The organism is Antrihabitans auranticaus, assembly GCF_016481275.1.
Lineage (GTDB): Bacteria > Actinomycetota > Actinomycetes > Mycobacteriales > Mycobacteriaceae > Antrihabitans.
In genome coordinates this window covers 1-26,344 of record NZ_JAEMNW010000016.1, presented here as the reverse complement: position 1 = coordinate 26,344, position 26,344 = coordinate 1, and the positions used below count along the sequence as shown (strand labels likewise).

The window sequence follows — 26,344 nt, the reverse complement described above, 5'->3', positions numbered from 1 at the left end:
TTCAGCGAACGATGAACGTGCGGGTGTGCCAGCCCGACGACCCGCCGGGGATGGGCGGTACGCGCTCTTCGATCTGCACATCGCCGGCGAGATCGGTCGCCCGAACCTGCGCGACGTGGTTGCCGAGGGTGGCGTCCCATTGCCAGGTCCACTGCCGCCAGGTATCGATCGAGTACTGCGGAGCGAGCGTTGCTTCCTGCCACGGGCCGTCGTCGATCCTGATCTCCACCTTGGCGATTCCCCGGTGCTGGGCCCATGCGGTGCCTGCGATCAGCACCGGACCCGGAGCCACCGGGGCGAGCGACATCGGGACGTCGATTCGTGACGCGGTCTTGATCGGCGCACGGTCACCCCAGCCACGTTTCGTCCAGTAGGCCTCCGCCCGGTCGAATCGCGTGAACTCCCAGTCGACAACCCACTTGGTGGCCGACACGAACCCGTAGAGTCCGGGAACCACCTGGCGGACCGGATAGCCGTGCTCGAGCGGTAGCGGTTCGCCGTTCATCGCGACGGCGAGAATGGCGTCGCGACCGTCGCGCAGAATCTCGACGGGTGTGCCCGAGGTCCAGCCGTCGATGCTCGTCGACAACAGCATGTCCGCATCGGCCTGCACGCCGACTTCATCGAGGATGTCCTTGATCGGGTAACCGATCCAGGTCGCATTTCCGGCGAGTGGTCCGCCGACCTCGTTGGACACGCACGTGAGCGTGATGATCCGCTCGATCGGCACGCGTTTGGTCAGGTCGTCCCAGTCGATCGTGATTTCGTTGTCGACCATGCCGTGGATCTTCAGCCGCCATTCCTGCGTCGTCAGTTGGGGGACCTGCAGGGCGGTGTCTATGCGGTAGAACGTCGCGTTGGGTGTGATGAAGGACGTCGAATCCGGCACGCTGATATCGGTGCCCGGTGCGATCGGTTCGGCCTTGTTGCTGACGAACGGCAGGCGGAAGTTTTCGCGGTCGGCAACGATGTTCACCAGCCGCTCCCGGATGTACCTACCGGCGACGACTGTCGATGCGGCAACGGCCGCCCCTGCCGCGGCAAGTGCAAGAAATCGCCGCCGCGGGAGAAAGGTTGTGGCAGTAGCGGTCTCGGCATCCTCGGGCGAATCGAGGGCGCGGATCAACACGACGAGCGTCGCGGCGCCGCACACGACCCCGACGATCGACGGAATCGCATACGTCCAGTCCGCGGTGACGCGCTGCATTGCCGCATAGACGGCGACGAAGCCCAGCAGGACGAGCGCGGCGGCGCCGGCCCACTTCTTCAGCCGTTCGGCGACTCCGATCAGTGCGCCCGCGAGAATCATCGCGATCGTCATCCCGACGAACAGCGCCTGTTTGTCGTTGGTCCCGAATGTGTCGATCGCGAACTTGCGTGCCCATTCCGGGGCTCGGTCGACGGTGGTGTTTCCGATCGCGAAGAACGGCGAACTGTTGGCCGCAATCGGAACGGAAACCAGTTCCCCGATACCGATGACGACGGCTGCCGCGATGATTCCCGTGACGGCACTTGCCGTATATCGCCGCTTGACCCGGCGTTCTTGCGGCGGTCGTTCGGTGAGCGTGGTTGACATGAACGTGGATTCCCGTCGTAGTAGATCGACCTCGAAGGGATTCGCACCGGACACGCTGTCAGATTGGCGGGCTACCCCATGTCGAAGACGGTCAACATGAAACGAATTGCGTCGGGTTGGGACTCGGCGAACAATCCGATGTGGTCGGTCGGGTAGACACGCGGTGTGACATCGACGCGGTTGGCGAGCAGTTCCGCGTAGAGCTTCGCGGTCGAGAGCGGCGGCACGACTTCGTCTTCGAGTCCTTGCGCGAGCATGATCGGGCGGTCGTAGCCCGACGTCGGAATGTGCAGCATCTTGTGCAGGGCACCGACGAGCGGCGAATCGAGCAGGGGGCGCGAGAAGAGCTCGCCCAGCGATGTGTCGCGGAGCATCTCGTCCGCCGCGCCGATGCACAATTCACCCAATTGGTCGAGGACCTCGACACCGCGCGGGGTCAGATAGCTGTCGACGTCGAGGTCGGGGCGCGCCGCGCGCAGTCCGTACATGACGTAGGCGAAATAGGAGGTCGTACCTTCGAGCGGAATCCGCGGAACATACGGACCGAGCAGTGGGGTGACCGATTCGAGGTTCGACGGCGGTGCCATGGCCACCGTGCCCCGGAAATCGAGTTCGGGTGCTACGGCGGTTGCCATGTGGGCGGTGAACATCGATGCATGGCCGCCCTGGGAAATTCCGATCACGCCCCATTTGCGGGACAGCCGGTCGTCGATCGTGCGGGCGGCCCGAACACTGTCGATCACACTGTGCGCCGCGGACGCACCGTCGAGGTACGGGTGGACCCCAGGAGTGCCGAGGCCGACGTAGTCGGTCGCGACGACGGCAAATCCTGAATTGAGCCAACGGGTTATGTAATCTTTGACCTCTTGCCCAGGACCTATGACGGTCGGCGCGCACTCGTCCCCGACACCGGTCGTTCCGTGCGCACGAGCCAGAATCGGCCAGCCGCCCGTCGGCGCAACTCCGTCGGGGATGAACAGCGAACCCGAGCTGAGCATCGGTTCGCCCGTGGGCCCCACCGACCAGTACTCGATCAGCAGGGATTGCTGGGCGCCTGAAATCCACTGATCGCGCGGTAGATCCCCGACGGACACAACTGCGCCGGGATTCTTCGCCGGTGCGGAATGCGCGGTTGTGACCGACGACGCGAGCAATGCGAGCGCAATCGAGATCGCGGCGATGAACCGGGCCACCATTCCTCGAGCGTCCCACAAAAATTACTGCCGGGGCTGCTCTCCGGTTGCGTGTTTGGCTGCCGCGGCCGCGAGGTAGTCGCCGAGGACGTTGTGGAGTGTGCGTTCGAGTGCCTGCGCCAACCGCGCGTGGACCACGGTGGTCCCGATTTCGCGAAGGTTGTTCAACATTGCCGTCGTATTCGTGACGTCCTCGTCGTCGGCCGGGAGCCAGCCGACACCGAACTGCCGCGTGATCTGCGTTTTCGCTTCGTCGATCATCATCTGGGCGATGTCGTCGACGCGGTCGGTGACCGCCGAGTACAGCTCGACGATGCTGCCCAGCTCGAAGCCGTACGTGTGCAGTTCGCCGAACGCTTCCAGGAGCTTCGGCTCGGTGAAAATCACCTTCTCGTCTTCCTGCCGGGCAAGGCCCATCGCGCTCAGCCGGTCGAGGATCTTTCCGTCCGTCGAACCGAGGAAGGTGTCGACGAGTTCGCGCGGTACTTCGAGCGCTTCGTCGGCTTGCTCGCTGCCCCAGGCGGCGGTGACAGCGTGCTGCAGACCGAGGATTTCGGTGAGGTTCTTCCCGGTCTCCCAGCTGGTGATGAAGTCGGCGATGTGCGCTGTGGTGAAGCCGCGTTGCAGCAGCGCGTCGATGATCTTCAAACGCTCGAGGTGGCTGTCGTCGTAGAGGAGCGCCCGGCCGTCTCGTTTCGTGGACGGCGGTAGCAGACCGCGCTCGAGATAGGCGCGGACATTACGCGTGGTGGTGTTGGCCGCGCGTGCGAGGTCGTCGATGCGGTATTCGACCATCTTCATCGACCCCTTCCACGCTCCCGGCCGTACGCCGATGACGCGTAGCGCCCGTGCCCCCGTTCTACCGAGGACCACGGGCACGGGCGCGACGTGAAAGGCCGACATTAGCCGAGCGCAGGGGCAGCGCGTGGAATATGCCTGGTCGGCGCGTTCTCGGCAGACGTTGCGATGTAGTCGCCGAGTTCGAAGGTCGCCAACTGATTCGCGAACTGTGTGCCGAAACCGGGGAACATCGACGGGTTGAAACCGTCCTCGGTCAGGTACCAGCTCTTGCAACCCGAGTTCCAGGTCGTGGCAGCGAGCTTCTTCTGGAGTCGCTCGTTGTAGCGGTCCTGCAGATCGCGGCGCACGTCGATGGTCTGCAGATTCTGCTCGAGCAGCGTGTGGATGCCGTCGGTGAGGTAGTCGATCTGGGCCTCCATGTAGACGAGCGCCGAATTGTGCCCCGGACCCGAGTTCGGTCCGAAGGTGAAGAACAGATTCGGGTAACCCGCAACCGCCACGCTCTTGTACGCGTAGGCGCCGCCACTCCATTCGTCCGACAAAACGCGACCGTGCCTGCCGACGATCGGAATCGGCGTTCCCGTCTTGGAGACGTCGAAACCCGTGGCGAACACGATGCAGTCGAATTGGTGCTCGATGCCCTCGACCGTGCGGATGCCCTTCTCCGAGATCCGCGCGATCGGCCACGTGACGAGCGTGCAATTGTCGCGCTGCAGGGCGGGGTAGTAGTCGCTTGTCATGAGCAGGCGTTTGCAGCCGGCGCGGAAGTCCGGAGTGAGCTGCCTGCGCAACCACGGGTCCTTGACCTGGGCACGAAGGTGCGCTTTACCGACCATCTCGACCACTCGGGTGAGCGGGGTGTTCCACACGACGCCGAGGGCGACCGATTCGTGTCCCCAGAACCAGGCTTGCCGCGCGAGCGACTCGGTGGCGGGGATGTCCCGATAGACCTGCTTCATCAGGCCATTGGTCTTGCGGTTGAACCGCGGCAGGACCCAGCCGGGCGTGCGCTGAAACACCTTGACCGACGCCGCCCGCTCGACGAGTTCGGGGATGATCTGCACGCCACTCGCGCCGGTGCCGACGACCGCGACCTTCTTACCGGTGAAGTCGTAGTCGTGATCCCAGCGTGCACTGTGGATCTTGTGACCCTCGTACGTCTCGATGCCGCGGATCGCAGGCAGGCTCGCGTTGGCCAGCGGGCCGGAGGCCACCACGACCGAACGTGCCTTGACATTGCGCTTGCGCCCTGCGGCGGCGATGGTCCAGAGGCCCGTGGCCTCGTCGAACTCGACCCCGGTGATGTTGTGCCCAAACTGGATATGGGGGAGGAGAGCGAAATCGTCGACCATCCGATCGATGTAGCCGAGAATCTCCTCGCTCCCGGAATACGTGTGCGACCAGTTCGGATTCGGCGCGAAACTGTAGGAATACAGCCGTGACGGGATGTCGCATGCCGCGCCGGGATAGGTGTTGTCCCGCCAGGTTCCGCCGACCCGCGCACCGCGCTCGAAGATCGCGAAGTTGGAGATTCCCTTCTGTTTCAACCGAATTGCAGTGCCGATGCCGGCAAAGCCGCCGCCGATGATGGCCACGTCGAGTGGCGTCGCGGTACTCATGCGGCCGGCTCGTAGGTCAGGCCCTTGGACCACGTCGGCTGCGCGAGCAACCGGGCTGGGAAGTGCGCGGTCAGCTTGACCAGTGCATCCGCCAGGATGTGATACGGGTGATTGCGGTTGATGACCATATTGCCGTGGAACTTCACGATCTGGTACATGGGCACCCGGTTTGCCGCCGGGCTGCGTTCGCCCACTGCGCGGAACCGCCTCATGGCGCCGTACAGGCGCTCCTCGTCGACACCCATCTCGACGATGTTGTCGCGCATCTTGTTGAGAAGCGGTACGTAGCTGAGGATTCCGATCATCAGTGACGGGTTCAGCCAGCCACCGACGAGATCGATGAACAGCTTGCGCGCCTTGGCGTGCCCGAGCAGATCCATGACCGCGTAGTCCGTGGCGAGATGCCGGGATTCGTCGGAGTTGATCTTCTTGAACACTTCCTGGGCGATCGGGTCCGGTACCTCGTCAGTGATGAACTTGATCAGCGCACCGTCGAGGGCGACCTCGAGCATCGGGATGACGGTGCCGAGGAACGACAGCGACATTCCGTCGGAGTATCGGTCGAGGAAGTCGATGACGAGCTTGACGTTGATGTTGGGCTCGGGAATCTTGTCGCCGTCGAGCATGCCCCAGCGCTTCATCAGGGCGAGTTCGGCGTTCGCGTGCCGCTGCTCTTCGGCGTGGAAGTGCCGGTAGATGTCCTTGAGGGTTTCGGTCGGTGCTTTTTGCGCCATTGCGGCGAACCCGCGCGCGCCGACGTTCTCGATCCACATCAGGTCGGCCATGAAGGGCTTGAGTTTCGCGTGCAGCTCAGGGCTCAGGGTCTCCGCACCCGGTGCGTCCCAGTCGATGTCGGCAAGGGCCCACTGGCGGTCCTTGATCTTGGCAAGCATGTCGTCGAAATCGAAAGTCGTGTTCATGTCAGACTCCTGTTCTGTCGGAAGACGAAATAGGTTCGTGTGCTGGTTCTGATTGGGGCAGTAAGCGATTCAGCAAACCGAGCCCATAGGTGTATTGCGCGGGAAGATGGCGTTTGAGGTGCCATACGACGTTGGCATCCAATTGGGGCAGCACGTAGAGGCGGCCCTTGTCATGAGCGTCGAGCGTTGTCTTCGCGACGCTGTCGGGGGAGAAGCCGGTCCACCGCATCAGGGTGTCGGCCAACTTGGACGACTCTGCCGTGATTCGCCCGTCGCGTGCGACGTTGGTCTTCACGAAGGTCGGGCACAGGACCGTGACGTTGACGCCGCTGCCTTGCAGTTCGGCGGCCATCGTTTCCGACAGTGACAGCACGGCGGCCTTCGAGGTGTTGTACGCCGCCATCCCCGGCGCTGCTGCGAAACCCGCCGCGGAGGCAACGTTGATGACGCCGCCGCGACCCGCGGCACGCATCTGCGGCGTGAAGAGTTCGCAGCCGTACACAACGCCCCACAGGTTGATGCCGAGCGCCCATTCCCAGTTGTCGAGGCCGACCTCGCCGACCGGTGTTCCGCCGATACCGACGCCCGCGTTGTTGATCACCAGGGTCGGCGGGCCCGCGAAGGTCATTTCGGTATGCAGCGCAAGGTTTTCCATGTCGTCACGGCGCGACACATCGCAGAAGTATGCGTGCGCGGTGCCGTTGTGCGTGCGCTCGATCAGCCGCACCGTCTCTTCCGCACGCTCGAGATCGATGTCGGCGCAGATGACCTCACCCCCGCGCGCAGCGAGTTCCAGTGCGAATGCCCTGCCGATTCCGCTACCTGCACCGGTGACGACGGCTTTTGCGTTGTGCGACAGGCGATCGCCGCCGCCGAAGAGATTGTGGAGTCCGAACATGATCAGCTCACTTCCTGCACTGCCGTGGCCGAGCGATGCAACGATTCGGCGAGGAATGTCGCGACGCGCCGCAGCGCAGACGTCGCTTCGGGGATCAGCAGCGGCAGTGCCTGGAAGACGTGCATCTGGCCAGGCCAGATTTCCAGTTCGCAGTGACCGCCGGCGGCGCGCACGATGCGCTGTAGTTCGCGCGCATCGGCGCTGAGCATTTCCGCGCCTCCTGCCTGGACCAGGATCGGCGGGAGGATGGTGCCGTGCGGAATGTCGAGCCGTAGGCGTGGGTTGTCGTCGGATTGGCCGACCGTGTATTGGCTGACCAGGTCGCGCGCGGCGCGCGAGGTGATCATCGGATCCTTGCGAACGCGTTCTTGCTGCGCCGCCAGCTCGAAGGTCAGATCGAGAAGAGGTGAGAACATCGCGACACCCGCGGGCTGCTGGACCCCTGTGCGGGCGTTCTCGAGCAGGAGGTCGAGCGTGAGGTGACATCCGGCCGAATCACCGGCGATCACGATGTCGTTGCCGGCGAAACCGCAGTCGAGCAACCAGCGGTAACCGGCTTCGACGTCGTCGGCGGCGGTGGGGAAGCGGTGTTCTGGCGCGAGGCGGTAATCGACGACGAACACCGGCAAACCTGTCGACTTCGACAGCCGCGAGGCCAGCCCGCGATGGGTTCGGGCCGAGCAGATGACGTATCCGCTGCCGTGGACGTAGTAGACGGCACGTGTGCCCTGCTGCACTCCGGGTGCCCGCACCCATTCGCCCACGACCTGGCCAAGCCGGACCGGGACGACTGTTGTGCCTGGTAGGGGCGGTCCCAGCGTCGTCATGAACGACTTGACGAGCTGCCTGCCGGCCCAGACTCCGGCGCGGTTCATCGGCAACGCCGAGTGAATCGGTCGCATTGCGAGCGAGGTGGCGTCCGCCGCGATCTGCGAGAGCAGCGACGCTGACTCCGGCAGGGCAGGTGGATGGACAAGTGCCGAACGAGAGGTCTCCGTTGACCCGATTTTCGTCATGCCGCAAAGCTTGCATGTTCAATGTGCCAGTTGTCAATGGCACATTCGTCGTTCACACTTATGTGGACACGAACGGAAGGGCCGTGAAATGACCACAGCTGCGACAGCGACCGGGCACACGCTCGAAGTGAGGCGGGTGATCAGGGAGACCCATGACGCCGTTTCCCTGGAGTTCGACCTCCCCAGGGGTGAGGCAGGCTTCCGCTATCAGCCGGGTCAATTTCTGACCTTGCGGATACCCGGCGGGGAAGGTGCGGTATCGCGCTGCTACTCGCTCTCGAGCGCGCCCGCGCTGGACCGGTATCCGCAGATCACGGTGAAGCGAACGGTCGACGGGCTCGCGTCGAATTGGTTGTGCGACAACGCGGTACCGGGATTGAAGCTCGAATCCTTGCGTCCGGCAGGAGTTTTCGTTCCGAAGCAGTGGGATGCACCGTTCGTGCTGATCGCCGCCGGAAGCGGGATCACTCCCGTCATGTCGATTCTCAAGACTGCGCTCACCGAGCATCGCAACCGTGTCCAACTGGTCTACGCGAACCGTGACAGTGACTCGGTCATCTTCGCCGCCGAATTGGCCGAACTGCAACGCAAGTTTGCGAAACGGCTCTCTGTTCAGCACTGGCTGGAGAGCGACAAGGGTCGACCGACCCCGGAGAGTTTGCGCGCAGAATTGACCGTGCCCAAGAACTCTCGCGCCTATCTGTGTGGGCCGGCGCCGTTCATGGCCGTCGCCGAGTCGGCGTTGTCTGCCGCTGGTGTGAGTCGCGACCGGATCCACAAAGAGGTGTTCGTATCGCTGTCGTCGGATGCGTTCGACACACCGATTGCCTCGGTCGAGCCGGTCGGATCGGATGTGGCGACCGTGACGGCCGAAGTGGACGGCGACGAGCATGTTGTGTCGTGGCCACGCCAGACCCCTTTGCTCGACGTGCTTTTGCGGGAGGGGATCGACGCGCCGTACGTCTGCCGCGAAGGTTCCTGTGGCGGTTGTGCATTCACGCTCGTCTCCGGCGAGGTCCGGATGCTCGCCAACGACACGCTCGACAAGTACGACCTCGACAAAGGCGTGCGCCTTGCGTGTCAATCGCTGCCAGTGACCGACACCGTTCGAGCTGTCTTCGATCAGTAGCTCGCGAACTGCTGCGCCAAGAACTCCGCACCGTCAGCGTGCGAGGGGAGGCTCGCAAGAAAATGTGAGGCGCCCGTGCCGGGAATCAGCGCCGGACCGTCGATCTCGGTGAATTGGACGTTCGCACCGCCTGCAGTCCAGTCGGCCGCCAGTTGGCGGGTTTGTGAGGTCGGCACGGAGTCGTCGTTCGAGCCGTGCACGAGCAGTATCGGTGCGGTGGGGGTCAAGTTTCCGACGCGTTGGTCGGCGAGCAGCGACGCGATGGGTTCCTGTTCGAGGTACGCGGCGATCGGCCGGCCGTCGCGGGTGAATTCGGTTGTCTCGGTCGAGCCGTACTGGATGAGGGTGTCGAAGCCGCACTGCCTTCGCGTCGTCTCCAGCATGGTGATTCCGGCCGGGTTGAACAGGTCCCGAATGGCGTCGGCGCGGTCGGGATAGGCCTCGATCAGGCCGTTGATCAGCCAGCCCACCTCGGCGCCGGCCGTGGCGATCTCGGTCCTGCCGCCGTTCTTGGACAGGTCCGCGGGAACTGCGCCGGCATAGGCGCCGACGAGTGCGAGGTCGGGTGCATAGGTCGGTTGCAGTTCTGCGGCCGCCGCGGCAGCCTGGCCGCCCTGGGAGTAGCCCGCGATGCCGACCGGTCCAGGGCCGATGATCTGGCGGCCGGCGCGCGCCCCGTCCAGCACGGCGTGGGCGGAATCGACGCGGTTGAGCATGGTGTGTGCGCCGGGCGTGCCGAGGCCGCGATAGTCGGTCACGACCACCGCCCAGCCGCGCGCGACGAGTTGCGTCACCGCAAACCATTCGTAGAAGGTGCCGGCTTCCATCTCGTGGCTCGGCGCGCACTGGTCTCCGGCACCCTGGGTGCCGGCTGCGAGGCTGACGAGCGGCTGTGGACCTGGGCCCGGCCACTCCGCGAACGGCCGGACCAGAGTGCCGGTGATCGCGATCGGATTCCCGTGTAGATCCGTGCTGCGATACATGATTCGCTCGGCGCGATCCGTGAGCTTCACGCGGAGGACCGGGTCCAACAAAACGGTCATCGGTTCGGTCTTGATGACGTCGCCAGGCTGACCGGGCGGCAGGGGATTGGGCGGCGTGTAGAAACCCGCGAGCGGCACGCCGGGATCGGGGGCGGTGTCCGGAAGTGCATGCGCGGTCGGAGTCACGCTGAGAACGACTGCGGCCGCAATTGCCGCGATGACAGCCAGCACGGAGCGTGACTGCTTCATCGCTCAACTTTATCCACGTGCGATCGATCTGCGCTGCGAATGCGGTGGCCCGATCACTAATTAGCTAAGTTAAGGATAATAAGGATTAGAATTGAATCGACCGTCGACAATGGCGTCGGCGGCCGCCTAGTTGGAGTGTGTGCGGTGACTGTCGAGCCGCTGACCAGGGTTCTCGGGGGATTGCCCGGCGCAGGAGGAAACCCCTGGGTGGGCCTTGTCTATGTCGGTACGCTCATTGCCGGTGCCGGCCTTGTTCGATTCAGCTTCTTCTCGGTGCGGCGCAACGAGCGCGGTGTGTGGTTGCGCCTCGGCGTCGTAGTCCGGCACTGGGTCGGCGACCGCCCCAAGATTCTGCGGCCAGGCCGGCCGGGTGTGCGATTTCCGTTCGTCTGGCGACTCGTCAAGATTTCGGTGAACCTCCGGACGAGCCGCACCGAGGACATCGAAACGACCCGCGCAGATCCACACCATGACGTGCGCCAGAAATGGATCATCCGCTGCGACGTCAACTGGCGTGTGCAGACCGACGCGTATCGCGTCGCCCGCGCAGCTATGCGCGCCGACGATCTCGACGAGACAGTGCTGGCGATCGTGACCAATGCGCTGCGGTCGAGCATCTATGGGCAAGAAGTCGGAAGGATGGAGACCGATGCCGACGTGCTTGCCGAGGTCAGGCGCCGGTCCCGGGCCAAGCTGGACGGACTCGGCGTCGCACTCAACGCCGTCAACATCATCAAGTACGCACCCGTCGACGCGCAGATCCTCGCCAATGCGATCAGCCTCGGTCCGGCCCTCGCACCGACGTCGAACGGTCACGTCCCCGCCGCGTTGAGCGCGATCGGCAGCGCCCAGAAGTGAATCAGGCGAGTGAATCAGGCACCGTGCCTAGTCCACGCCGGCAGCCAATTCGAGTTGGTGCAGGGCTTCGCCCGCGTACTTCGCGAGATTCTGCAGGTGTGGCAGCGTGTCGCGGCAACCGACGAAACCGAGCACCACCTTGTCCGTGTAACCGACCAGCGTGACATTGAGCCCGTACCCGTCGCACAGGAAGGACACCGGCACGATCGACGCCAGCCGAGCGCCGTTGAGGTACAAGGTTTCCTTGCTCAAGACGACGTTGGACACGGTGAAATTGAACAGGGGTGGCAGCCGCGTCAGGGCGCCTGTCTTCTGGCCGAGCGTCAGCGGCAGCAGTCCGAGCACGGTGTAGTGCTGCAACGCATTCGGCGTCATCGCCAGGATTTCCTTCTTTCCCCTGGCGGTCGCGGCACTGATTGTCCGCAGCCTGACGATCGGATCGACTTCGTCTGTGCCCAGAGGGCATACGAATCCTGTTGCGGCGTTGACCGTGTCCTCGTCGCGCTCGAAGCCGACCGGTACGGATGCAGTCAAGCTCTTCTTCGGCAGCGCCTTCGCATCGAGCAGGAAATTCCGGATCGCGCCGCTGCACACCGCAAGGGTGACGTCGTTGACCGTCGTTCCCGTCGATTTCGCAATGGCGCGCAGGCGAGCCAGTTCGAGCGACTGGATTGCCAACCGGCGCTGCTGCGTCAGTCGTGTGTTGAACGGCGCACGCGGCGTCTTGAGGGCAGCACGTACGGAACTGTTTGCGCCACGGAACATTCCACCGAGCCGCTTGGTGAGCTCGCCAACGGCGACCGCGCCGTCCGCAACCCGGCGCAACGACGTCTTCGTCAGGAAGGCTGCTTTGGAATCCGGCACGAATTCGCTGCTCGTGACGGGTGTCAACCATTCGGTGCCTTCGGGATTCGTGCTCAGCCACCGCTTGATCGTGTTCACCGCACCCATTCCGTCGACGGCGCAGTGGTGGGCCTTGAAATAGAAGGCGAAGCGACGGTCCGAAAGACCCTCGATGATGTGCGCCTCCCACAGCGGCCGGTCGAAGTCGAGCGGGTTCGAATGCAGCCGCGAGACGAGGGTGCCGAGTTCGCGATCGGTGCCGGGGAACGGGAGTGCATTGAGCCGCACGTGATACTCGGGATCGGGCTCGACCTGCCGCCACGACGGCATCAATTTGAACGGTCCGTCGTGGACCACGCTGTCGAAAGGCCATGGCAGAAAGGTCAGCTGGGAGAAGGCGGTGTGCAACTTCGCAGCGAAGTCCGGTGCAGCGCCGTCCGGAAGTTCGAAGATCATCAGCGCGCCGATATGCATCGGTGTTCGCTTGGACTCCATCCTGACGAACATCGCGTCAACTGGACTGAGAAGCTTCATTCACCACCTCCATCGATCCGCGTCGCCAGCCTAGCCATGTAGCGTGAGGCCGCGCAGAGAAAGGACTCTAGCCATGAGGATTCGCGGCGCTGTGCTCGAAGATATCGGTCGCCCGCGTCCCTATCGGGACTCGCGGCCGCTGACGATCAGCGAACTCGAATTGGCGCCGCCCGGGCCGGGCGAAGTGCTGGTGCGCATCGAGGCTGCGGGGCTTTGTCATTCGGACCTATCGGTGGTCGACGGCAACCGCGTGCGACCCGTTCCCATGCTCCTCGGGCACGAAGCATCGGGCCGTATCGAAGTCCTCGGCGATGGTGTCACCGATCTCGCTGTCGGCGACCGGGTCGTGATGACCTTCCTGCCGCGATGTGGCGATTGCGCCGGCTGCGCGACGGAGGGCAAGCGTCCCTGTATTCCGGGCAGCGCGGCCAACGTGGTCGGCGGCCTCCTCGGCGGTGGCAGCCGCTTGACGCGTACCGGCGAGCAGATCATGCACCATCTCGGCGTGTCCGCGTTCGCGACCCACGCTGTGGTGGACACACATTCGATCGTGCGCGTGCCCGATGACATCCCGCCGGACGTAGCCGCCGTGCTCGGGTGCGCGGTTCTGACCGGCGGCGGAGCGATCGTCAATGCGGCGCCCCCGAGCGCCGGGGACACGGTGATCGTCGTCGGACTCGGTGGAGTCGGGATGGCCGCGATACTCACCGCCCTTGCCTACGACGGTGTTCGGGTGATCGGTGTCGACGCCGTCGCGTCGAAACTCGATGCAGCGATAAAACTCGGCGCCCACGCGGCCTATCGGCCCGACGACATCGTCCAGGCAGCGATCAAGGCGCCACTCGTGATCGACGCGACCGGAAGCGCACGTGCGCTCGAGGGAGCGATCGCCTTGACCGAGCCGGGTGGTACGACGGTGACGGTCGGCCTGCCCGCACCCGACGCGCGAACGTCGTTCTCGCCGACCAGCCTGGTCGCCGAGGGGCGCACGATCGTCGGAAGCTATCTGGGCTCTGCAGTCCCGAGCCGCGACATTCCGACGTTCGCGGAAATGTGGCGTGCCGGAAGGCTTCCCGTGGACAAACTGGTGTCCTCCCGCATCGCGCTCGAGGACATCAACGATGCCATGGACGAACTCGCCGACGGCCGCGCGATCCGCCAGATCATCGACTTCGAGGCAGCCGAATGACCGAGCCGACCGTGGACGAGCGGCAACTGACCGTCGAAGACTTCCCCATCCTGCGTAGCGTCGGTACCCGTTGGTCGGACAACGACGTGTTCGGGCATCTGAACAATGCGGTCCACTACCAAGTCTTCGACACCGTGATCAACGGTTGGCTCAGCGAAGTGACCGGCTTCCCGCCGACCGATATGCCCGCCCTCGGTGTTGTCGCCGAATCGGGGTGCAAGTACTTCCACGAGGTGCGATTTCCGCAGACGCTCGTCGTCGGCCTCGCGGTCGCGCGACTGGGTCGCAGCAGCGTCACGTACCGGCTCGGCCTGTTCGCGCACGAACCGGGCGAGAGTTCCGCGGCAGGAAAAGCGGTGGCGGCGGTCGGCCGGTGGACCCATGTGTACGTCGACAAGTCGACGCGTCGCCCCATCGACATACCCGAGCCGATCAGGAACCAGCTCAGTGCGGTTGCGCAGCGAAGCTGACTGCCGATGCTCGAGACCGTCCTCGTCCTCGTTGTGCTCGTCGAGAGCATCGTGCTGTTCGTCGTCGGCGGGTTGTTGATTCGCAGTCGCTACCGCGTGCGGCAACTCGAGCGGCAACTCGCATCGGGTCGTGAGCGGAGTTGGCTCGCGAGCGGTCGCGGTGCCGTCAAAGCAGTCTGGGAAACCGCGAACCTGGTTCGGGAGCAAGGCATCACGAAGGCGCTGCGCAGCTCGGTCGAGGACCTCGCAGGCTGGGCTCAGGTCGAACAGCCCGACCTCGCGCGGTTGGCTGCGCGAGACGGCACGGTGACCATCTTCTTCTCCGATATCGAAGGCTCGACTGCGCTCAACGATCAGCTGGGCGACAAGGCGTGGGTCGGCATTCTCAGTCGGCACGACAAGATCCTGCGCAGCCGCATCGCCAAGCACAGCGGACATGTGGTCAAGACCCAGGGCGATGGCTTCATGGTTGCGTTCGCGCGCCCCGACGAGGCCGTGCGGTGCGGAATCGACGTGCAGCGCAAGCTTTCCGATCCGCTGCAGTGGACTCGCGGAACCGACGTGCGGGTGCGCATCGGAATTCACACCGGTGACGCGGTCCGGCGTGGGGACGACCTGTTCGGTCGGAATGTGGCGCTAGCGGCCCGAGTCGCAGCGCAGGCCGACGGGGGAGAGGTGCTCGTCAGCGACGTTGTCCGTGCTGCCGTTGCCGAAGAGTCCGACCTGACTTTCGGCACCCCGCGCGCCGTCGAGTTGAAGGGCCTACGCGGCATACATCAAGTCCACCCCGTGGAGTGGGTCGGACCGACTACGTGACGACCACCGGGTCGCCGATGGTCGAGTTGTTGTAGAACCAGCCTGCGTTCGACGTGCTGAGGTTGATGCAGCCGTGGCTGACGTTGGCGTACCCCTGTGAGTCGACCGACCACGGTGCGCCGTGTACGAACACCCCACCCCAGGTGATCCGGACTGCGTAGTCGGTGTTGAGTCGGTACCCCTCCGGGGAGTTGACCGGAATACCGATGGTCGAAGAGTCCATGATCAGGTTCCGGAACTTCTCGAGAACCGGGAAAGTGCCGTACGGCGTTTCGAAGCCGGGCTTGCCCATCGATGCGGGGAAGACCTGGACGACGACGTCGTCGATGCTCACCGTGAACTGGTGATTCGACACATCGGCGACCGCAACGAGCGAGCGGCCGACCTCGAACTCCGTGCGGTACCCGGCGGCCTGCACCGTGACGTCCGTGTACGCCGGCCAGAAGCCATTGGGAGTCCACTGGACTTCGCGATCGGTCGGCCAGGTGAACGTGCCTGTGACGGGTTTGGAGGCGGTGATCGTGATCGAGCTCTCCGCGGCGGCGCGTGACGTCACCGGCGCACCGAACGTGACGGTGATCGGCATCGCGACGCCGACGACCGCACCGTCGGGGGGCGAGATCGTGGGTGCAGGCACACGCCCTGTCGATGGTGGCCCCAGGGCACCGGCCTGCGCGCCTGCACTCAACCCGACAGCGGGGATTGCAGCAAGAATCAGAACAAAAACGAGTCGAGCAAACGGCTTCCGCATGGCCGTTCATCCCCTTAGAAACGACACGGTTTCCTTATCTCAAGTAAAGCACCTCAAGATCGAATGCAACAGGGGCAGATCGCGGGTTTTCGCAGCTCAGCGGGCTACTTGTTGTAGTCCCAGAACTGCAGCCACTGGACCGATAGAAACAGGGCCAGAGTCGCGACGTAGACGGCCGAAACAATGAACGCACCGACGATGCTGGTGCGGAGTCCGGCTCCGTCGATCGGGTCCAGCCATTTGCTGAACCACTTCGATACGGGGGGAATGAAGAAGTAGGTCATCAACCCGACGCTGCAAATCTGGCTGAACCACAGCGCGAGCCCTGGTGCTGCTCCCATTCTGTCGAGCTGCGGTCCAAGGAAGCGCGAAAGGACCATCACGGTCGGGTACAGGACCAGCAACACGATCATCGCCGATTTCCATTTCGGCGTAATCAGTGTCTCGCCGTTCTGGAAGCGCACGGTCGAGCCGAACGGGGTCGTGTGCGATGCCTCTTTGAAGTCCTCCGTGAGATGCGCACGCAGGTTGGGCAATGCCGCCGCGCGCTCTTTCGATTGCAGCCACGCTCGTAGCTGCTGGGCCGTCCGAAATCGCAAGACGGACAACCATTCCCCGTTGCCATGTGCCGGGAAGACGATCGTGCCTTCGTACCCTGGGAACACGGCGGTCTTCTCGATCAAAACGACTTGCGCCGCGATGAATTCTTTCTCTTTCCCTGCCGCGACGCTGTGCTGGAAGACGCTCACACCGGCGGGTGGATTTGCACCGACGACGACGATGACGTCCGAGCTTTTGCGGTAGAAGCCTCGTGTTGTGCCGTCCTCGAGCAGGTCGGCACGCACGCCGTCCAACCAGTCGTGCAGTTGCTGTTCGGAACTGAATACCGCCGACACAGCCCACTCGAGGCGGCGTCCGTCGTGCACGGAGACGTGCGATTCGACGAATCCGGGCTCGGTTTCGGCGCTGGCTGCCACCTCGTGCAGCCAGCTGTCGAACGACTCACTGTCGTGCGTCGGGTGAAAGACAGTGTAGGCGTGTGCGTCCGGCATGGACTGGCTAGTCTGCCGTAACGCGGCGACCGCGTACGTACACCTCCGCGATAGCCGGTTCGCGGATGCCCATGAGCAACTGGAACAGCGTCTGATCCCGTGCCAATGTGGGTTCGTCCGAACGGATTCCGTTCGTCAGGTGCCCATCGAGCTGGGGCACCGTGGACGGGTCGACGACCAGGAAGTCGGCTTCCTTACCGACATCGAAGTTGCCGAAGCGGTGCTCCATGTCGAGCGCGCGTGCGCCGGCGAGGGTTCCGATGAACAACATTTCGCCCGGATGCATCGAGATGCTGTCTTCGCCGGCCTCGGAGATGTGCACCTTGAACGCGTCCGAAAGTACCTTCGAGATGAGCCATTCGTCGCCGCCGCCGAAGTCGGTGCCGGCCGACACGTTCACACCCGATGCAATCGTGCGCTTCCATGGCATCGTGCCGGAGCCCAGGAACTGCTGCGAAACGGGACAGTGCGAGATCGACGTCCCGGTCTCCGCCATCCGTTCCAGTTCGACGTCCTGGCAATGCACGCAGTGGGCGAGGATCGTCTTCCTGCCGAGCAGGCTCTTTCCGCCGACTTGTGACCCTGGCAGGAACTTGCCGTCGTAGGTGTCCAGGTACGAGTTGACCTGGTAGGTCTCCTTGGTCGAGTCCACCTCGCCCGTGCCGGGACGGTTGTTCTCGTTCAGGTGGCTGTGGACGTACACACCGCGGTCCTTGACCGAGTCGTACAGCTCGCCAAGGTTTTTCAAGGTTTCCGTCGTCACCGACAGCGAGAAGCGCGGAACGATCGCTACGTGCAGCAGTGCGGTCGCCGGGTCGCCGGTGTCCGCACCGTGCCACTTCTCGATCTCTTCGGTCGTCAGCCTGATCGCGTCCTCTTCCGAGGTCATGAGTGGCTGCGCGGTTTCGGTGCCGACCGTCTGAATTCCGCGGCCGCTGACCACGCGAAGGCCGACGCGTTGCGTCTCGCTGAACAACGAGTCCTGAGCGTGCGGGAACGCGGAGCCGAACACCATCGCCGCTGTCGTGCCCGCGGCAATTCGCCTGGTGCAGAACTCGACTGCGGCTTTCTGTGCGTACTCCGGGTCGCCGAATTTCGACTCCGACGGGAAGATGCACAGGGTGAGCCACTCGAGCAGCTGGCCGCCACCGTACGCATCCCCGGCGAACGTCTGCGGAAAATGGATGTGTGTGTCGACGAAACCTGGAAGCAGGAAGCCGGGCCGGTGATCGTGCACCGTGCCGCCTTCGGGGCTGCCTTCTCGCGTACCGCAGTACGTGATTTTGCCGTCGTCGTCGATTACCAGCGCTCCGTCTGGAATCGAAACCAGGGCCGCTGCCGCCTCAGTGACGGTGGGACTGCCCGCAACGTGGAATATGTGACCTAAATGAACCTGACTCACCGTAGAAGAAGACCATAAAAATGACGGATGAGCTTGCTGTTTCAACTAAAAAGTCCTGCGGTCGGTTTTGCGGGGGTCCGTTGCCCACCACAGTATTCCGACGACGATCACACCGACGGTCACGTAGAGCCAACCGAGCGGTGCCTGTGACTCTTCCGGGAGGATTCCCGCCGTCGCCATTGCCGCGCTCACGATCAAATAGCATCCGGCAGTGATGATCCCGCCGATCAGGCCGAGGTTCCGGGTGAACAGGCCGAGCGCGAGTCCGTACATCTGCGGGCAGAGCACGCCGCAGCCGGCGAGAGCGAGGCAGGCACCGACGGTGATCGCCCAGGTGTTCACGCCGACCGTCGCGGCAGAAACCACGAGAACGACCGCGCCGGCAGCGAACACGGACCACGCGCCGAGCGCCAATTGGCGCGTTGTGATGCGTGCGGCAAGCGAACCGCAGGCGAGTTCGCCCGCGAGATTTGCGCCGCCGACGACGAGGGCGAACAGACCGTACGTTGCGGGCGAAAAGCCGAGTTGCACTTGATACAGGAACGGCCCGACCACGCCGAACACCAACTGTGCCGACGCCATCAGCCCGAAAACCACGACGAAACAGACGAATACCCGATTGCGGACCGTGCTAGTGACAACCTGCGCGATTTCGCGCCGATCGATCGTGGTGCGGTCCTCGTCGCGCAATGTCTCCGGCAGCCCGATCGCGACGACGAGGGCGACGAAAGCGGCGAGGGCCGCGATCAGTGCGAACACCAGTCGCCACGAGATGAATTGGACGAGAACACCGCCCGCCGCCGGAGCGAGTACCGGTGCGAGACCCCACGCGGCGCCGAGCAACCCGGAGACTGCGGTGAGCTTGTTGCCGCGATACATGTCGGCGGCGATCGCGTACGAAACGACGAGACACGCGCAGGCTGTCGCGCCCTGGACGAATCTGAGCCCCAGGAGCAGCGTGACGTTGCTGGCCACGGCGCACCCGATGCTGGTCAGAACCACCACGCTCAGGCAGGTCAGCAGGACCGGCTTGCGGCCCCTCACATCGGCCAGCAGCCCGACAGGGATGAACGCGATGCTCATGCCGAGCATGTACGACGTCACGGTGTTCTGCATGGTCGCGGCGGACGAATGCAGGTCGGCCACCATGTCCGGCAATGCCGGTGTGTAGGCGTCCAGCGGAATCTGGCTCAGCGGGATGATCAGCAGCAGGATCGGCAGCAGCCTTCGAGGTACCGGAGGAGCTTCGGTCATGGCACGTCCCTGTGCATGTCGTCGATCGCACGCCACACCCGGATCGGGTTCATCGGAAGGCGGCGCACCCTGGCACCTGTCGCGCGTGCGATGGCGTTGGCGAGCGCCGGCGCGACCGGGTTGTACGGCGACTCGCTCATCGACTTGGCACCGAAAGGTCCGAGCCGGTCCGTCGTGTCGGCGAAGTAGACCTCGGTGACCGGGACATCGGCGACCTGCGGGAGGTGATAGTTGCGCAACGCCTGGGTGGTGATGGTCCCGGCGCCGTCGTCGATCATCTCCTCGTAGAGCGCCGAGCCGATCCCCTGTGCGACACCGCCTTCCACCTGCCCGCGGCACTGTTCGGGGTTGACGACCCGCCCGGCGTCGGCCGCATGAACGGACTGCAGGATTCGGACCTCGCCGGTCCGATTGTCGACGGCTACGCGGAAGGCCTGCACGTTGAACGCAACCGAGCGGGGGAGCCCGTCGTGGCCCGCTTGTGCGCTCAGCGGGCTACCGTTCGCCGCCACGATGTCGGCGAAGCGCACCAGCCGATCGCCGCACAACACGCCGTCCGAGCCGAGCACGCAGTGTTCGGCGGGCAACCCCGTGATGGACGCTGCGGTCGCCTCGATGTATGTACGCAGCAGCGTGGCCGCCTTGCTGACCGCCAAACCCGCGACGGTCGTGCCCGCGGACCCGAAGGCGCCCGTGTCGTATTTCGCTGTGTCGGTATCGGATTGGCGAGTGGTGACGTTGGCCATCGTGGTGTCGAGCGTCGTCGCCGCAATCTGCCTGTGCACCGTGGTCGTGCCGTTGCCGAACTCGGACGTGCCGACGCCGACCGTGTAGCAACCGTTCGCGTCGAGCTGAACGGCAGTCTCCGAGTGGTGCCCGCGCGGCGGGATCGTTGCGATCATCGCGACCGCCATCCCTTCTCCGGTCACCCACTGATCGCCATCGGGTGCGGCGACGCCGTTGCCGCGATCGAGCGCCTGCTGGGCGGCGTCGAGGCACTGATCGAGGCCATAGCTGCCGAACTGCAGGTCCGGCTCGGCGACGTGCGCATCGATGAGCTGGTCGCCCGGAACCACGACGTTGCGCCGCCTGAACTCGAACGGGTCCATGCCGAGTCGAGCTGCCAGGTCGTCCATCGCCGACTCGACTGCAAACGACACCTGGCCGAGGCCGTAGCCACGAAAAGCTCCGGACGGAATGTTGTTCGTATAGACAGCCCGAGCATCGACGCGCTTGTTCGGGCACCGATACACCGCAACCGATTCCCCGCAGCTGTGGAACATGACGCCCGGGCCGTGGTTGCCGTATGCGCCGGTATCGCTGAGTACGTCGACGCCCAGCGCGGTCAGCGTCCCGTCGGCACGGGCCGCGACCGTGATGTCGACGCGCATCGGGTGGCGGCACGGGGCGATGGTGAACTGATCGGCCCGCGTGAACTCGTACTGCACCGGCCTGCCCGTACGCAGCACGGCCAGCGCGACGACGTCCTCGGTCAGCATCTCCTGCTTGCCGCCGAAGCCGCCGCCGACCCTCGCTGTGAACACTCGAACACGGTCGGCGTCGAGCCCGAATACGTGGCACAACTCGTCGCGTACCAGGAACGGCACCTGGGAACTGGTGCGGATGACCAGCCGTCCGGACTCGTCAAGCCAGCCGAGCGCGCAATGCGTCTCGAGGTGTGCATGCTGTACCCGCTGCGTCTGGAATCTGCCTGTGACGACGGCTCCGCCGTTGGCCTGCGCGTCGGCGGCGCCGGCCGCGATATCGCCGATTCCGCCGTGTAGATCGGCGACGAGATTGGTCGCGGGGTCCGCGATCCGGCTGGTATCCGCGTCTTTGTCACCGTGGATCGCCGGTGCGTCCGGTGCCGTTGCCAGTTCGGGATCGAACACCGCCGGCAGTACCTCGTACTCGACGACGATCGCGCGGCACGCGGCCTCGGCGAGCGTGAGGGTCTCTGCGACGACCGCCGCCACGCGCTGACCACGAAACCGCACGACCGTGTCGAACAGCGCTGTGTCGTCAGGATCGTCGGTCCGAAACTGGTGTCGCCCAGTGGAATACAGGAGGTCCGGACTGTCCTTGCCGGTGAAGACCGCAAGCACACCCGGCATGGCCTCCGCAGTTGACGTGTCGATGTTCGTGATGCGCGCGTGCGCGTGTGGGCTCTGCACGATCGAGACGTGAGTAGTGCCCTCGATTGCGAGGTCCAGGGTGTAGGGCTCTGTGCCGGTCGTGATCCGCGGACCCGCGGGCGCAGGGAACGATCGGCCGAAAGCCTGCCCTTCCGTAGGTGTTTCGACGTTCACTGTCCCGGCGAGGGCGTCGCGAATCGCCCGGTAGCCGGTACATCGGCACAGGTTGCCCTTGAGGGTCTGGGGCAGGTCCGCGAGCTGGTCGGGAGTGAGCGTCGACGTCGTGACGATCATGCCCGCGGTGCAGAACCCGCATTGGAAACCACCTGCGTCGACGAACTGCTTCTGCAACGGATGGAGATCGTCCGGCGTGCCCAGGCCGGAGACGGTTGTCACCGAACGGTTTTCGGCGCGATAGGCCGGAAAGACGCACGAATGCACCGGTTCGCCGTCGACCAGAACAGAGCATGCGCCGCAGTCACCTGCGTCGCACCCCTTCTTGACCTCGTAATGTGCCTGCTCGCGCAGGAAGGTGCGCAGGCACTGCCCAGGCCGGGGGTCGGCGTCGTAGTCCGCGCCGTTGATACCTATCTTCATGACAGTTCCGCCAGGATTTCGTGAGCGAGCACCGACGAGACAGCTTTGCGCCAATCGGGGGCACCGTGGGCGTCGTAATGCCAGAGGTCGTCAGGAACTCCGCCGAGGGCGTCGGTGAGGTCCGCCGTCGTCGGCAAGCCGGGAAAACGCAGCTGCAGTGGCTTTGTGGTCGATCCGGTGACGGCTAGGGCGAATCCGCCACCGTCGTCGGGTCGGTCGAGTCGTCCGATGATCACCGCGCCCGACCTCCCGAGCGGAGAGAGGGCGATCTTGCGGAATGCGGTTCGCCCCCGCAACGCACCGGCAGGCAGGGCGATAGAGCGCAGTACATCACCCGGCGCGAGGACATTCGTTGCTGCGCCGGTTACGAAGTCGACGATGTGGGCTGTGTAGTCCGTGCCGTCGGGACGCCACACCGTGACGGTGCCGTCGAGCGCGGTCACCAGCGAAATCATAGCTCCCGCAGGGAAAGACAGACTGACGTTGCCGCCTATCGTCGCGGTCTTCCAGATTTTGAACGACGCGAGCAATGCGGTCGCGCACTGGTGGAACAGGGGAGCGGCTGTCCACTCGGCGGGCAGTTCGCCGCCGAGTTTCGAGATCGTCTCGATCGTGCAGGTTGCCGCGAGATCGATGCCCGCGTCGGTGATCGTCACGGGCTCCCAACCGAGTGTCGTGATGTCGACGAGTCGCCGTAAATGGTCCTGACGCTCCGAAAGCAGCCAAGTGCCACCCGCGATCACGGCGTCGCCGGGCTGCGGGTTCGTAAGATCGGTGCGCGTCCGGGCGATCGTCACTTCGCCGATCGTGTTGAGATCCATGTCAGACCAGCCAGCCGCGGTACGGTTCCCAGGCGGACCCGGCAGGTGGCGCATCTTCGCGTTCGACGGTCGCTTGGATCAGGCCGTACGGGCGGTCCGCGGCGTTGAAGACTTCGTTGGTGTTATCGATTCCGAACCGGGCCAGGTCGTACTCGAAGTGGTGCCGGTTCGGCGCGGACAGCCGGACCTCGGCGATGAACGGATACTTCTCGAGCACGGCCTTTCCCATCTCGAACAGGGTCTGCTGCAAGGCGAGCGACACGACGACAGCGAACTCGCGGATCATGGTTTCCTTGATGCCGGAGTAGACGTCGTCCCAGTCGATGTCGGACGAACGGGTGAACCGCCATTTCGCGTTCAACGATGTAGCCATCACGCGGTCGTGCGTCGGTTCGAGCACGGTGAATTCGTCGACGAGAAAACCGGAGAACTCGGATCCCGTCGATTTCAGAATGATCAGATCCTTCAGACCGCCGACGACCCAAACCGAGTCGTCGTCGACCGTGACATCAGCGGTCCGGATTTCCTGGCCTCGTCGCACCCAGGTGTGGTCGTGCGGTGCGCCGTCGACAGTTGCGCGTTCCCAGAGGTATTCGTCGATCTCGATGCGTGCGCTGTGCACCGGCCCGATGTCGTCGACGAAATGGCGCGCGAGGGCAACGCCGTACTCCTCGATCGAGTGCCCACCCCTGTCCTTGGCGTAGGCGTAGGCGGTCTGCTTCTGGGAGTCGGTCGGCAGCACCTGACTCTGGTCGCCTGCCGTGTAGGCAGCGCCGAAATCACCGCGTAAACAGGTGGATACGTTCAGGTCGCGGATCTCGTGGCGCGGCGACGAGCGGTAGATTCGGACGATGCGGCTCTCGGCCTTGCCGTACTGGTTGGGGCCCAACACGATCCGGCCCTTACAGTCGGCGCTGGGTTGCTCGGGTGCCATGCCTTCTCCCGTCGAGTCAACTGCCGAGGTAGGTGGAGTACGAAAACGGTGACAGTAATACAGGTACGTGATGATGCCTGCCGGTGTCGGTGATTTCGAAGGACACGATGATTTCGGGGTAGAGCCCGCGTTGGTCCGTCGCCCTGAAATAGGCACCGGTGTCGAACGTCAGCCGGAAGATTCCTTTGCCCAGGTCGTGCGCGAGGTCCGGAATCCGGCCGTCGGCGTTCGTGCGTGCGGACGCCAGTTCGCGCCCGTCAGCGGAAGTCAGTGTCACCAGGACCGATGCGGCCGGAACACCGGCCGCGGTATCGAGGACGTGCGTGCTCAGCCCGCTCATGGTGCGAGTCTTTAGGTGCGCGAGCAGTTGCGCAAGCCGAAGACGTGACGAAACGAATCCGGCGGACCTACAGTGGAGCGACGCTTCGAATGGGGTAGCGACGCTTCGATAGAGGTACTGACATGCGCGAACTGCTCCACCAACTCGTCGAGTGGTCCGAAGCCGGTACGGACTTCGCCCTCGCGACGGTTGTCAGGACGCTCGGCAGTGCGCCGAACCCACCAGGGACGACGATGGCGGTCGCGGCTTCCGGTGCGGTCATCGGTGGGATTTCGGGTGGCTGTGTGGAAGCTGCTCTCGTGGAATCCGCGCAGCATGTGCTCGCGACGGGGCGTTGTTCCCGGCACCGATTCGGTCCGAGCGACGACAGCATGTTCACGGTCGGTCTGACGTGCGGCGGGACGATCGACGTGCTCGTCGACCATTCGAATGCGGTGGGTCCGAAGTTGCGGACAGTCTTCGGTGCGATCACGCACGGCCGTGCTGCCGCGCTCGTCACTGTTGTCGACGGCCCCGGACTCGGCGCCCGGTTCGGTTGGGACAGCGGTGATGTGTGCCCGCCGCCGGATTTCGCGGCAGACGTGATCGACTCGCTGCGCGGAGATTTCGGCACGACGTACGCGGACAGCGACCAGGGCACCGTGTTCGCGCAGTGTTTCCCGCCGCCGCCCCGGATGATCATCTGCGGCGCAATCGACAGTGCCGGTCCGCTCGGTCAGATGGGAAAGCTGCTGGGCTACAACACCATTCTCGTCGACGCGCGGCCGGCCTTTGCGACCGAGACGCGGTTTCCGCAGATCGACGAGATAGTGATCGATTGGCCGCATCGGTACCTCGACTCGATCGTTGTCGACCCGTCTGCGGTCCTGTGCGTACTGACTCACGACCCGAAGTTCGGTCTGCCACTGCTGGAGCGGGCCGTCCTGTTGCCCTTCGCCTACATCGGCGCCATGGGATCACGAGCGACGTGTGCCGACCGGGCGGAGCAGTTGCTGGACAGAGGTGTGACCGCGGACCAGCTCGCTCGACTGCACGCTCCGATCGGACTCGACCTCGGTGGAAGGACCCCCGCGGAGACGGCGCTGTCCATCATTGCCGAAATCGTGGCCACGCGCGAGAACCGCTCCGGCGGGCCACTTTCGGAGCAGTCGACGCCGATCCACCCGACCGCCGAACCGCACCGATACTGCGTGGAACAGGTCTAGATGCGTACTGCTGGGCTGTTGTTGGCGGCGGGTGCGGGAACGCGGTTCGGGGGACCCAAGGCGCTGGCGGAATTCGACGGTGGTTCGTTCGTGGACATTGCCCTGTCGGCGTTGGTCGGCGGGGGCTGCGACCGCGTGTATGTAGTCGTAGGCGCAGCGGCGCCAGAAGTGTCGGAACTGTTGCCGGACAACGTAATACCGATTCTTGCCGAGAATTGGCAAGCCGGCCTCGGCGAGTCGTTGCGGGTCGGGATTTCGGCTCTCGAGTCGTGTGATGCCGCGTTGATTCACCTCGTCGACCTGCCCGACGTCGGCGCCGGCGTGGTCGCCCGCCTGCTGGAGTATTCGACTCCGAACGCCTTGGCGCGCGCGGCATACAACGGAAAGATCGGTCACCCGGTAGTCATCGGCCGGGCATGGTGGCCCGACCTGGTCGCCCACTTGTCCGGCGACGACGGCGGTCGCCGATTCCTCCGCGGCCGTGCGGAGTTGGTGGAGTGCTCCGATCTGGCGACGGGACGTGACATCGACGAGGTCGGCGATTTGGCGAACTTTCGGCGGTGACCTGGGCGTACGGACGGTCCGGTTGGCCGTGTGCTCGAGGGGTGGCATTTGTGTCGGTGGGTCGGTTTAGTGTCGAACACATGAGCGAGGGTGGGGTGTGGGGGGCGGTGCGGGATGTGGAGTTGCTGGATGTCCTGCGCGATCGGCACCGGTCGGCGGCGGTGGCTCAGTGCGGTGAGGTGGACGCGGTCACCG

The 26,344-nt window shown here is 64.5% G+C and carries 24 protein-coding genes; 7 read left to right on the top strand and 17 right to left on the bottom strand.

Features of this window, described 5'->3' with window-relative positions:
- Position 1 precedes the first annotated feature (1 nt).
- The 7 genes from JGU72_RS30130 to JGU72_RS30100 form a co-directional block, all read right to left on the bottom strand.
- A complete protein-coding gene (locus tag JGU72_RS30130; protein WP_199687992.1) occupies positions 2-1,576 on the bottom strand; it encodes a molybdopterin-dependent oxidoreductase in 1,575 nt (524 codons plus the stop codon).
- A gap of 71 nt (positions 1,577-1,647) precedes the next feature.
- Positions 1,648-2,772, bottom strand: coding sequence for a lipase family protein (locus tag JGU72_RS30125; protein ID WP_199687991.1), 1,125 nt, complete (start codon positions 2,770-2,772; stop codon positions 1,648-1,650).
- Positions 2,773-2,793: 21 nt separating this feature from the next.
- A complete protein-coding gene (locus tag JGU72_RS30120) occupies positions 2,794-3,672 on the bottom strand; it encodes a MerR family transcriptional regulator (RefSeq protein WP_233533240.1) in 879 nt (292 codons plus the stop codon).
- Entirely contained in the window at positions 3,672-5,189 is a 1,518-nt protein-coding gene (locus JGU72_RS30115) for a flavin-containing monooxygenase (protein ID WP_199687990.1), read from the bottom strand. The genes JGU72_RS30120 and JGU72_RS30115 overlap by 1 nt, the downstream gene beginning before the upstream one ends.
- On the bottom strand, positions 5,186-6,109 hold the full coding sequence (locus tag JGU72_RS30110; protein WP_199687989.1) for a ferritin family protein: 924 nt from the start codon (positions 6,107-6,109) through the stop codon (positions 5,186-5,188). Before JGU72_RS30110 ends, JGU72_RS30115 begins: the two co-directional genes overlap by 4 nt.
- Position 6,110: 1 nt before the next feature.
- Positions 6,111-7,007, bottom strand: a complete 897-nt coding sequence (locus JGU72_RS30105; protein ID WP_199687988.1) for an SDR family NAD(P)-dependent oxidoreductase — start codon at positions 7,005-7,007, stop codon at positions 6,111-6,113.
- A 2-nt stretch (positions 7,008-7,009) separates the two neighbouring features.
- Positions 7,010-8,023, bottom strand: a complete 1,014-nt coding sequence (locus JGU72_RS30100) for an alpha/beta hydrolase (protein ID WP_199687987.1) — start codon at positions 8,021-8,023, stop codon at positions 7,010-7,012.
- A gap of 88 nt (positions 8,024-8,111) precedes the next feature.
- Between JGU72_RS30100 and JGU72_RS30095 the strand changes: the two genes are divergently transcribed.
- Positions 8,112-9,152, top strand: a complete 1,041-nt coding sequence (locus JGU72_RS30095; protein WP_199687986.1) for a ferredoxin--NADP reductase — start codon at positions 8,112-8,114, stop codon at positions 9,150-9,152.
- Here JGU72_RS30095 and JGU72_RS30090 read toward each other — a convergent pair.
- The gene (locus JGU72_RS30090; protein WP_199687985.1) at positions 9,146-10,384 is read right to left on the bottom strand and encodes an alpha/beta fold hydrolase; all 1,239 of its coding nucleotides are present in this window, start codon (positions 10,382-10,384) and stop codon (positions 9,146-9,148) included. The two genes, JGU72_RS30095 and JGU72_RS30090, sit on opposite strands and share 7 nt — an antisense overlap.
- Positions 10,385-10,528: 144 nt before the next feature.
- On the opposite strand from JGU72_RS30090, the gene JGU72_RS30085 reads away from it, so the two are divergent.
- Entirely contained in the window at positions 10,529-11,242 is a 714-nt protein-coding gene (locus JGU72_RS30085; RefSeq protein ID WP_199687984.1) for an SPFH domain-containing protein, read from the top strand.
- Positions 11,243-11,269: 27 nt separating this feature from the next.
- On the opposite strand, the gene JGU72_RS30080 is transcribed toward JGU72_RS30085, so the two are convergent.
- Positions 11,270-12,619 carry a WS/DGAT/MGAT family O-acyltransferase gene (locus tag JGU72_RS30080; protein ID WP_199687983.1) on the bottom strand — a complete coding sequence of 450 codons (1,350 nt, stop codon included), beginning with the start codon at positions 12,617-12,619 and terminating at the stop codon, positions 11,270-11,272.
- A 73-nt stretch (positions 12,620-12,692) separates the two neighbouring features.
- Between JGU72_RS30080 and JGU72_RS30075 the strand changes: the two genes are divergently transcribed.
- From JGU72_RS30075 to JGU72_RS30065, 3 genes are read left to right on the top strand one after another with little or no spacing between them, the layout of a single operon-like run.
- A complete protein-coding gene (locus JGU72_RS30075; RefSeq protein ID WP_199687982.1) occupies positions 12,693-13,808 on the top strand; it encodes an alcohol dehydrogenase catalytic domain-containing protein in 1,116 nt (371 codons plus the stop codon).
- A complete protein-coding gene (locus JGU72_RS30070; RefSeq protein ID WP_199687981.1) occupies positions 13,805-14,278 on the top strand; it encodes an acyl-CoA thioesterase in 474 nt (157 codons plus the stop codon). Before JGU72_RS30075 ends, JGU72_RS30070 begins: the two co-directional genes overlap by 4 nt.
- A gap of 6 nt (positions 14,279-14,284) precedes the next feature.
- Positions 14,285-15,094 carry an adenylate/guanylate cyclase domain-containing protein gene (locus JGU72_RS30065; protein ID WP_199687980.1) on the top strand — a complete coding sequence of 270 codons (810 nt, stop codon included), beginning with the start codon at positions 14,285-14,287 and terminating at the stop codon, positions 15,092-15,094.
- Here the strand turns inward: JGU72_RS30065 and JGU72_RS30060 are convergent.
- The 8 genes from JGU72_RS30060 to uraH form a co-directional block, all read right to left on the bottom strand.
- Positions 15,087-15,845 carry a L,D-transpeptidase gene (locus tag JGU72_RS30060; RefSeq protein ID WP_199687979.1) on the bottom strand — a complete coding sequence of 253 codons (759 nt, stop codon included), beginning with the start codon at positions 15,843-15,845 and terminating at the stop codon, positions 15,087-15,089. The two genes, JGU72_RS30065 and JGU72_RS30060, sit on opposite strands and share 8 nt — an antisense overlap.
- A 104-nt stretch (positions 15,846-15,949) precedes the next feature.
- On the bottom strand, positions 15,950-16,897 hold the full coding sequence (locus JGU72_RS30055; protein ID WP_199687978.1) for an antibiotic biosynthesis monooxygenase: 948 nt from the start codon (positions 16,895-16,897) through the stop codon (positions 15,950-15,952).
- 7 nt (positions 16,898-16,904) lie between these two features.
- Positions 16,905-18,299 (bottom strand): amidohydrolase family protein, encoded by a 1,395-nt coding sequence (locus tag JGU72_RS30050; protein ID WP_199687977.1) that lies wholly within the window; start codon positions 18,297-18,299, stop codon positions 16,905-16,907.
- A 45-nt stretch (positions 18,300-18,344) separates the two neighbouring features.
- Positions 18,345-19,553: a multidrug effflux MFS transporter gene (locus JGU72_RS30045; protein WP_199687976.1), complete on the bottom strand. Its 1,209-nt coding sequence runs from the start codon at positions 19,551-19,553 to the stop codon at positions 18,345-18,347.
- Positions 19,550-22,285 carry a molybdopterin-dependent oxidoreductase gene (locus tag JGU72_RS30040; RefSeq protein WP_199687975.1) on the bottom strand — a complete coding sequence of 912 codons (2,736 nt, stop codon included), beginning with the start codon at positions 22,283-22,285 and terminating at the stop codon, positions 19,550-19,552. Before JGU72_RS30040 ends, JGU72_RS30045 begins: the two co-directional genes overlap by 4 nt.
- On the bottom strand, positions 22,282-23,106 hold the full coding sequence (locus tag JGU72_RS30035; protein WP_199687974.1) for an FAD binding domain-containing protein: 825 nt from the start codon (positions 23,104-23,106) through the stop codon (positions 22,282-22,284). Before JGU72_RS30035 ends, JGU72_RS30040 begins: the two co-directional genes overlap by 4 nt.
- A gap of 1 nt (position 23,107) precedes the next feature.
- The gene (pucL, locus tag JGU72_RS30030) at positions 23,108-24,040 is read right to left on the bottom strand and encodes a factor-independent urate hydroxylase (protein ID WP_199687973.1); all 933 of its coding nucleotides are present in this window, start codon (positions 24,038-24,040) and stop codon (positions 23,108-23,110) included.
- Positions 24,041-24,056: 16 nt separating this feature from the next.
- Entirely contained in the window at positions 24,057-24,380 is a 324-nt protein-coding gene (gene uraH, locus JGU72_RS30025) for a hydroxyisourate hydrolase (protein ID WP_199687972.1), read from the bottom strand.
- Positions 24,381-24,502: 122 nt separating this feature from the next.
- Here uraH and JGU72_RS30020 point away from each other — a divergent pair, with 122 nt between their 5' ends.
- Positions 24,503-25,585 carry an XdhC family protein gene (locus JGU72_RS30020; protein ID WP_199687971.1) on the top strand — a complete coding sequence of 361 codons (1,083 nt, stop codon included), beginning with the start codon at positions 24,503-24,505 and terminating at the stop codon, positions 25,583-25,585.
- Positions 25,586-26,149, top strand: coding sequence for a nucleotidyltransferase family protein (locus JGU72_RS30015; protein WP_199687970.1), 564 nt, complete (start codon positions 25,586-25,588; stop codon positions 26,147-26,149).
- Positions 26,150-26,344 lie beyond the last annotated feature (195 nt).

Coding starts and splice junctions, on each gene's coding strand:
- JGU72_RS30130 (WP_199687992.1), bottom strand. CDS start 1,576: ATGTCAACCACGCTCACCGAACGACCGCCGCAAGAACGCCGGGTCAAG.
- JGU72_RS30125 (WP_199687991.1), bottom strand. CDS start 2,772: ATGGTGGCCCGGTTCATCGCCGCGATCTCGATTGCGCTCGCATTGCTC.
- JGU72_RS30120 (WP_233533240.1), bottom strand. CDS start 3,672: ATGTCGGCCTTTCACGTCGCGCCCGTGCCCGTGGTCCTCGGTAGAACG.
- JGU72_RS30115 (WP_199687990.1), bottom strand. CDS start 5,189: ATGAGTACCGCGACGCCACTCGACGTGGCCATCATCGGCGGCGGCTTT.
- JGU72_RS30110 (WP_199687989.1), bottom strand. CDS start 6,109: ATGAACACGACTTTCGATTTCGACGACATGCTTGCCAAGATCAAGGAC.
- JGU72_RS30105 (WP_199687988.1), bottom strand. CDS start 7,007: ATGTTCGGACTCCACAATCTCTTCGGCGGCGGCGATCGCCTGTCGCAC.
- JGU72_RS30100 (WP_199687987.1), bottom strand. CDS start 8,023: ATGACGAAAATCGGGTCAACGGAGACCTCTCGTTCGGCACTTGTCCAT.
- JGU72_RS30095 (WP_199687986.1), top strand. CDS start 8,112: ATGACCACAGCTGCGACAGCGACCGGGCACACGCTCGAAGTGAGGCGG.
- JGU72_RS30090 (WP_199687985.1), bottom strand. CDS start 10,384: ATGAAGCAGTCACGCTCCGTGCTGGCTGTCATCGCGGCAATTGCGGCC.
- JGU72_RS30080 (WP_199687983.1), bottom strand. CDS start 12,619: ATGAAGCTTCTCAGTCCAGTTGACGCGATGTTCGTCAGGATGGAGTCC.
- JGU72_RS30075 (WP_199687982.1), top strand. CDS start 12,693: ATGAGGATTCGCGGCGCTGTGCTCGAAGATATCGGTCGCCCGCGTCCC.
- JGU72_RS30070 (WP_199687981.1), top strand. CDS start 13,805: ATGACCGAGCCGACCGTGGACGAGCGGCAACTGACCGTCGAAGACTTC.
- JGU72_RS30065 (WP_199687980.1), top strand. CDS start 14,285: ATGCTCGAGACCGTCCTCGTCCTCGTTGTGCTCGTCGAGAGCATCGTG.
- JGU72_RS30060 (WP_199687979.1), bottom strand. CDS start 15,845: ATGCGGAAGCCGTTTGCTCGACTCGTTTTTGTTCTGATTCTTGCTGCA.
- JGU72_RS30055 (WP_199687978.1), bottom strand. CDS start 16,897: ATGCCGGACGCACACGCCTACACTGTCTTTCACCCGACGCACGACAGT.
- JGU72_RS30045 (WP_199687976.1), bottom strand. CDS start 19,553: ATGACCGAAGCTCCTCCGGTACCTCGAAGGCTGCTGCCGATCCTGCTG.
- JGU72_RS30040 (WP_199687975.1), bottom strand. CDS start 22,285: ATGAAGATAGGTATCAACGGCGCGGACTACGACGCCGACCCCCGGCCT.
- JGU72_RS30035 (WP_199687974.1), bottom strand. CDS start 23,106: ATGGATCTCAACACGATCGGCGAAGTGACGATCGCCCGGACGCGCACC.
- pucL (WP_199687973.1), bottom strand. CDS start 24,040: ATGGCACCCGAGCAACCCAGCGCCGACTGTAAGGGCCGGATCGTGTTG.
- uraH (WP_199687972.1), bottom strand. CDS start 24,380: ATGAGCGGGCTGAGCACGCACGTCCTCGATACCGCGGCCGGTGTTCCG.
- JGU72_RS30020 (WP_199687971.1), top strand. CDS start 24,503: ATGCGCGAACTGCTCCACCAACTCGTCGAGTGGTCCGAAGCCGGTACG.
- JGU72_RS30015 (WP_199687970.1), top strand. CDS start 25,586: ATGCGTACTGCTGGGCTGTTGTTGGCGGCGGGTGCGGGAACGCGGTTC.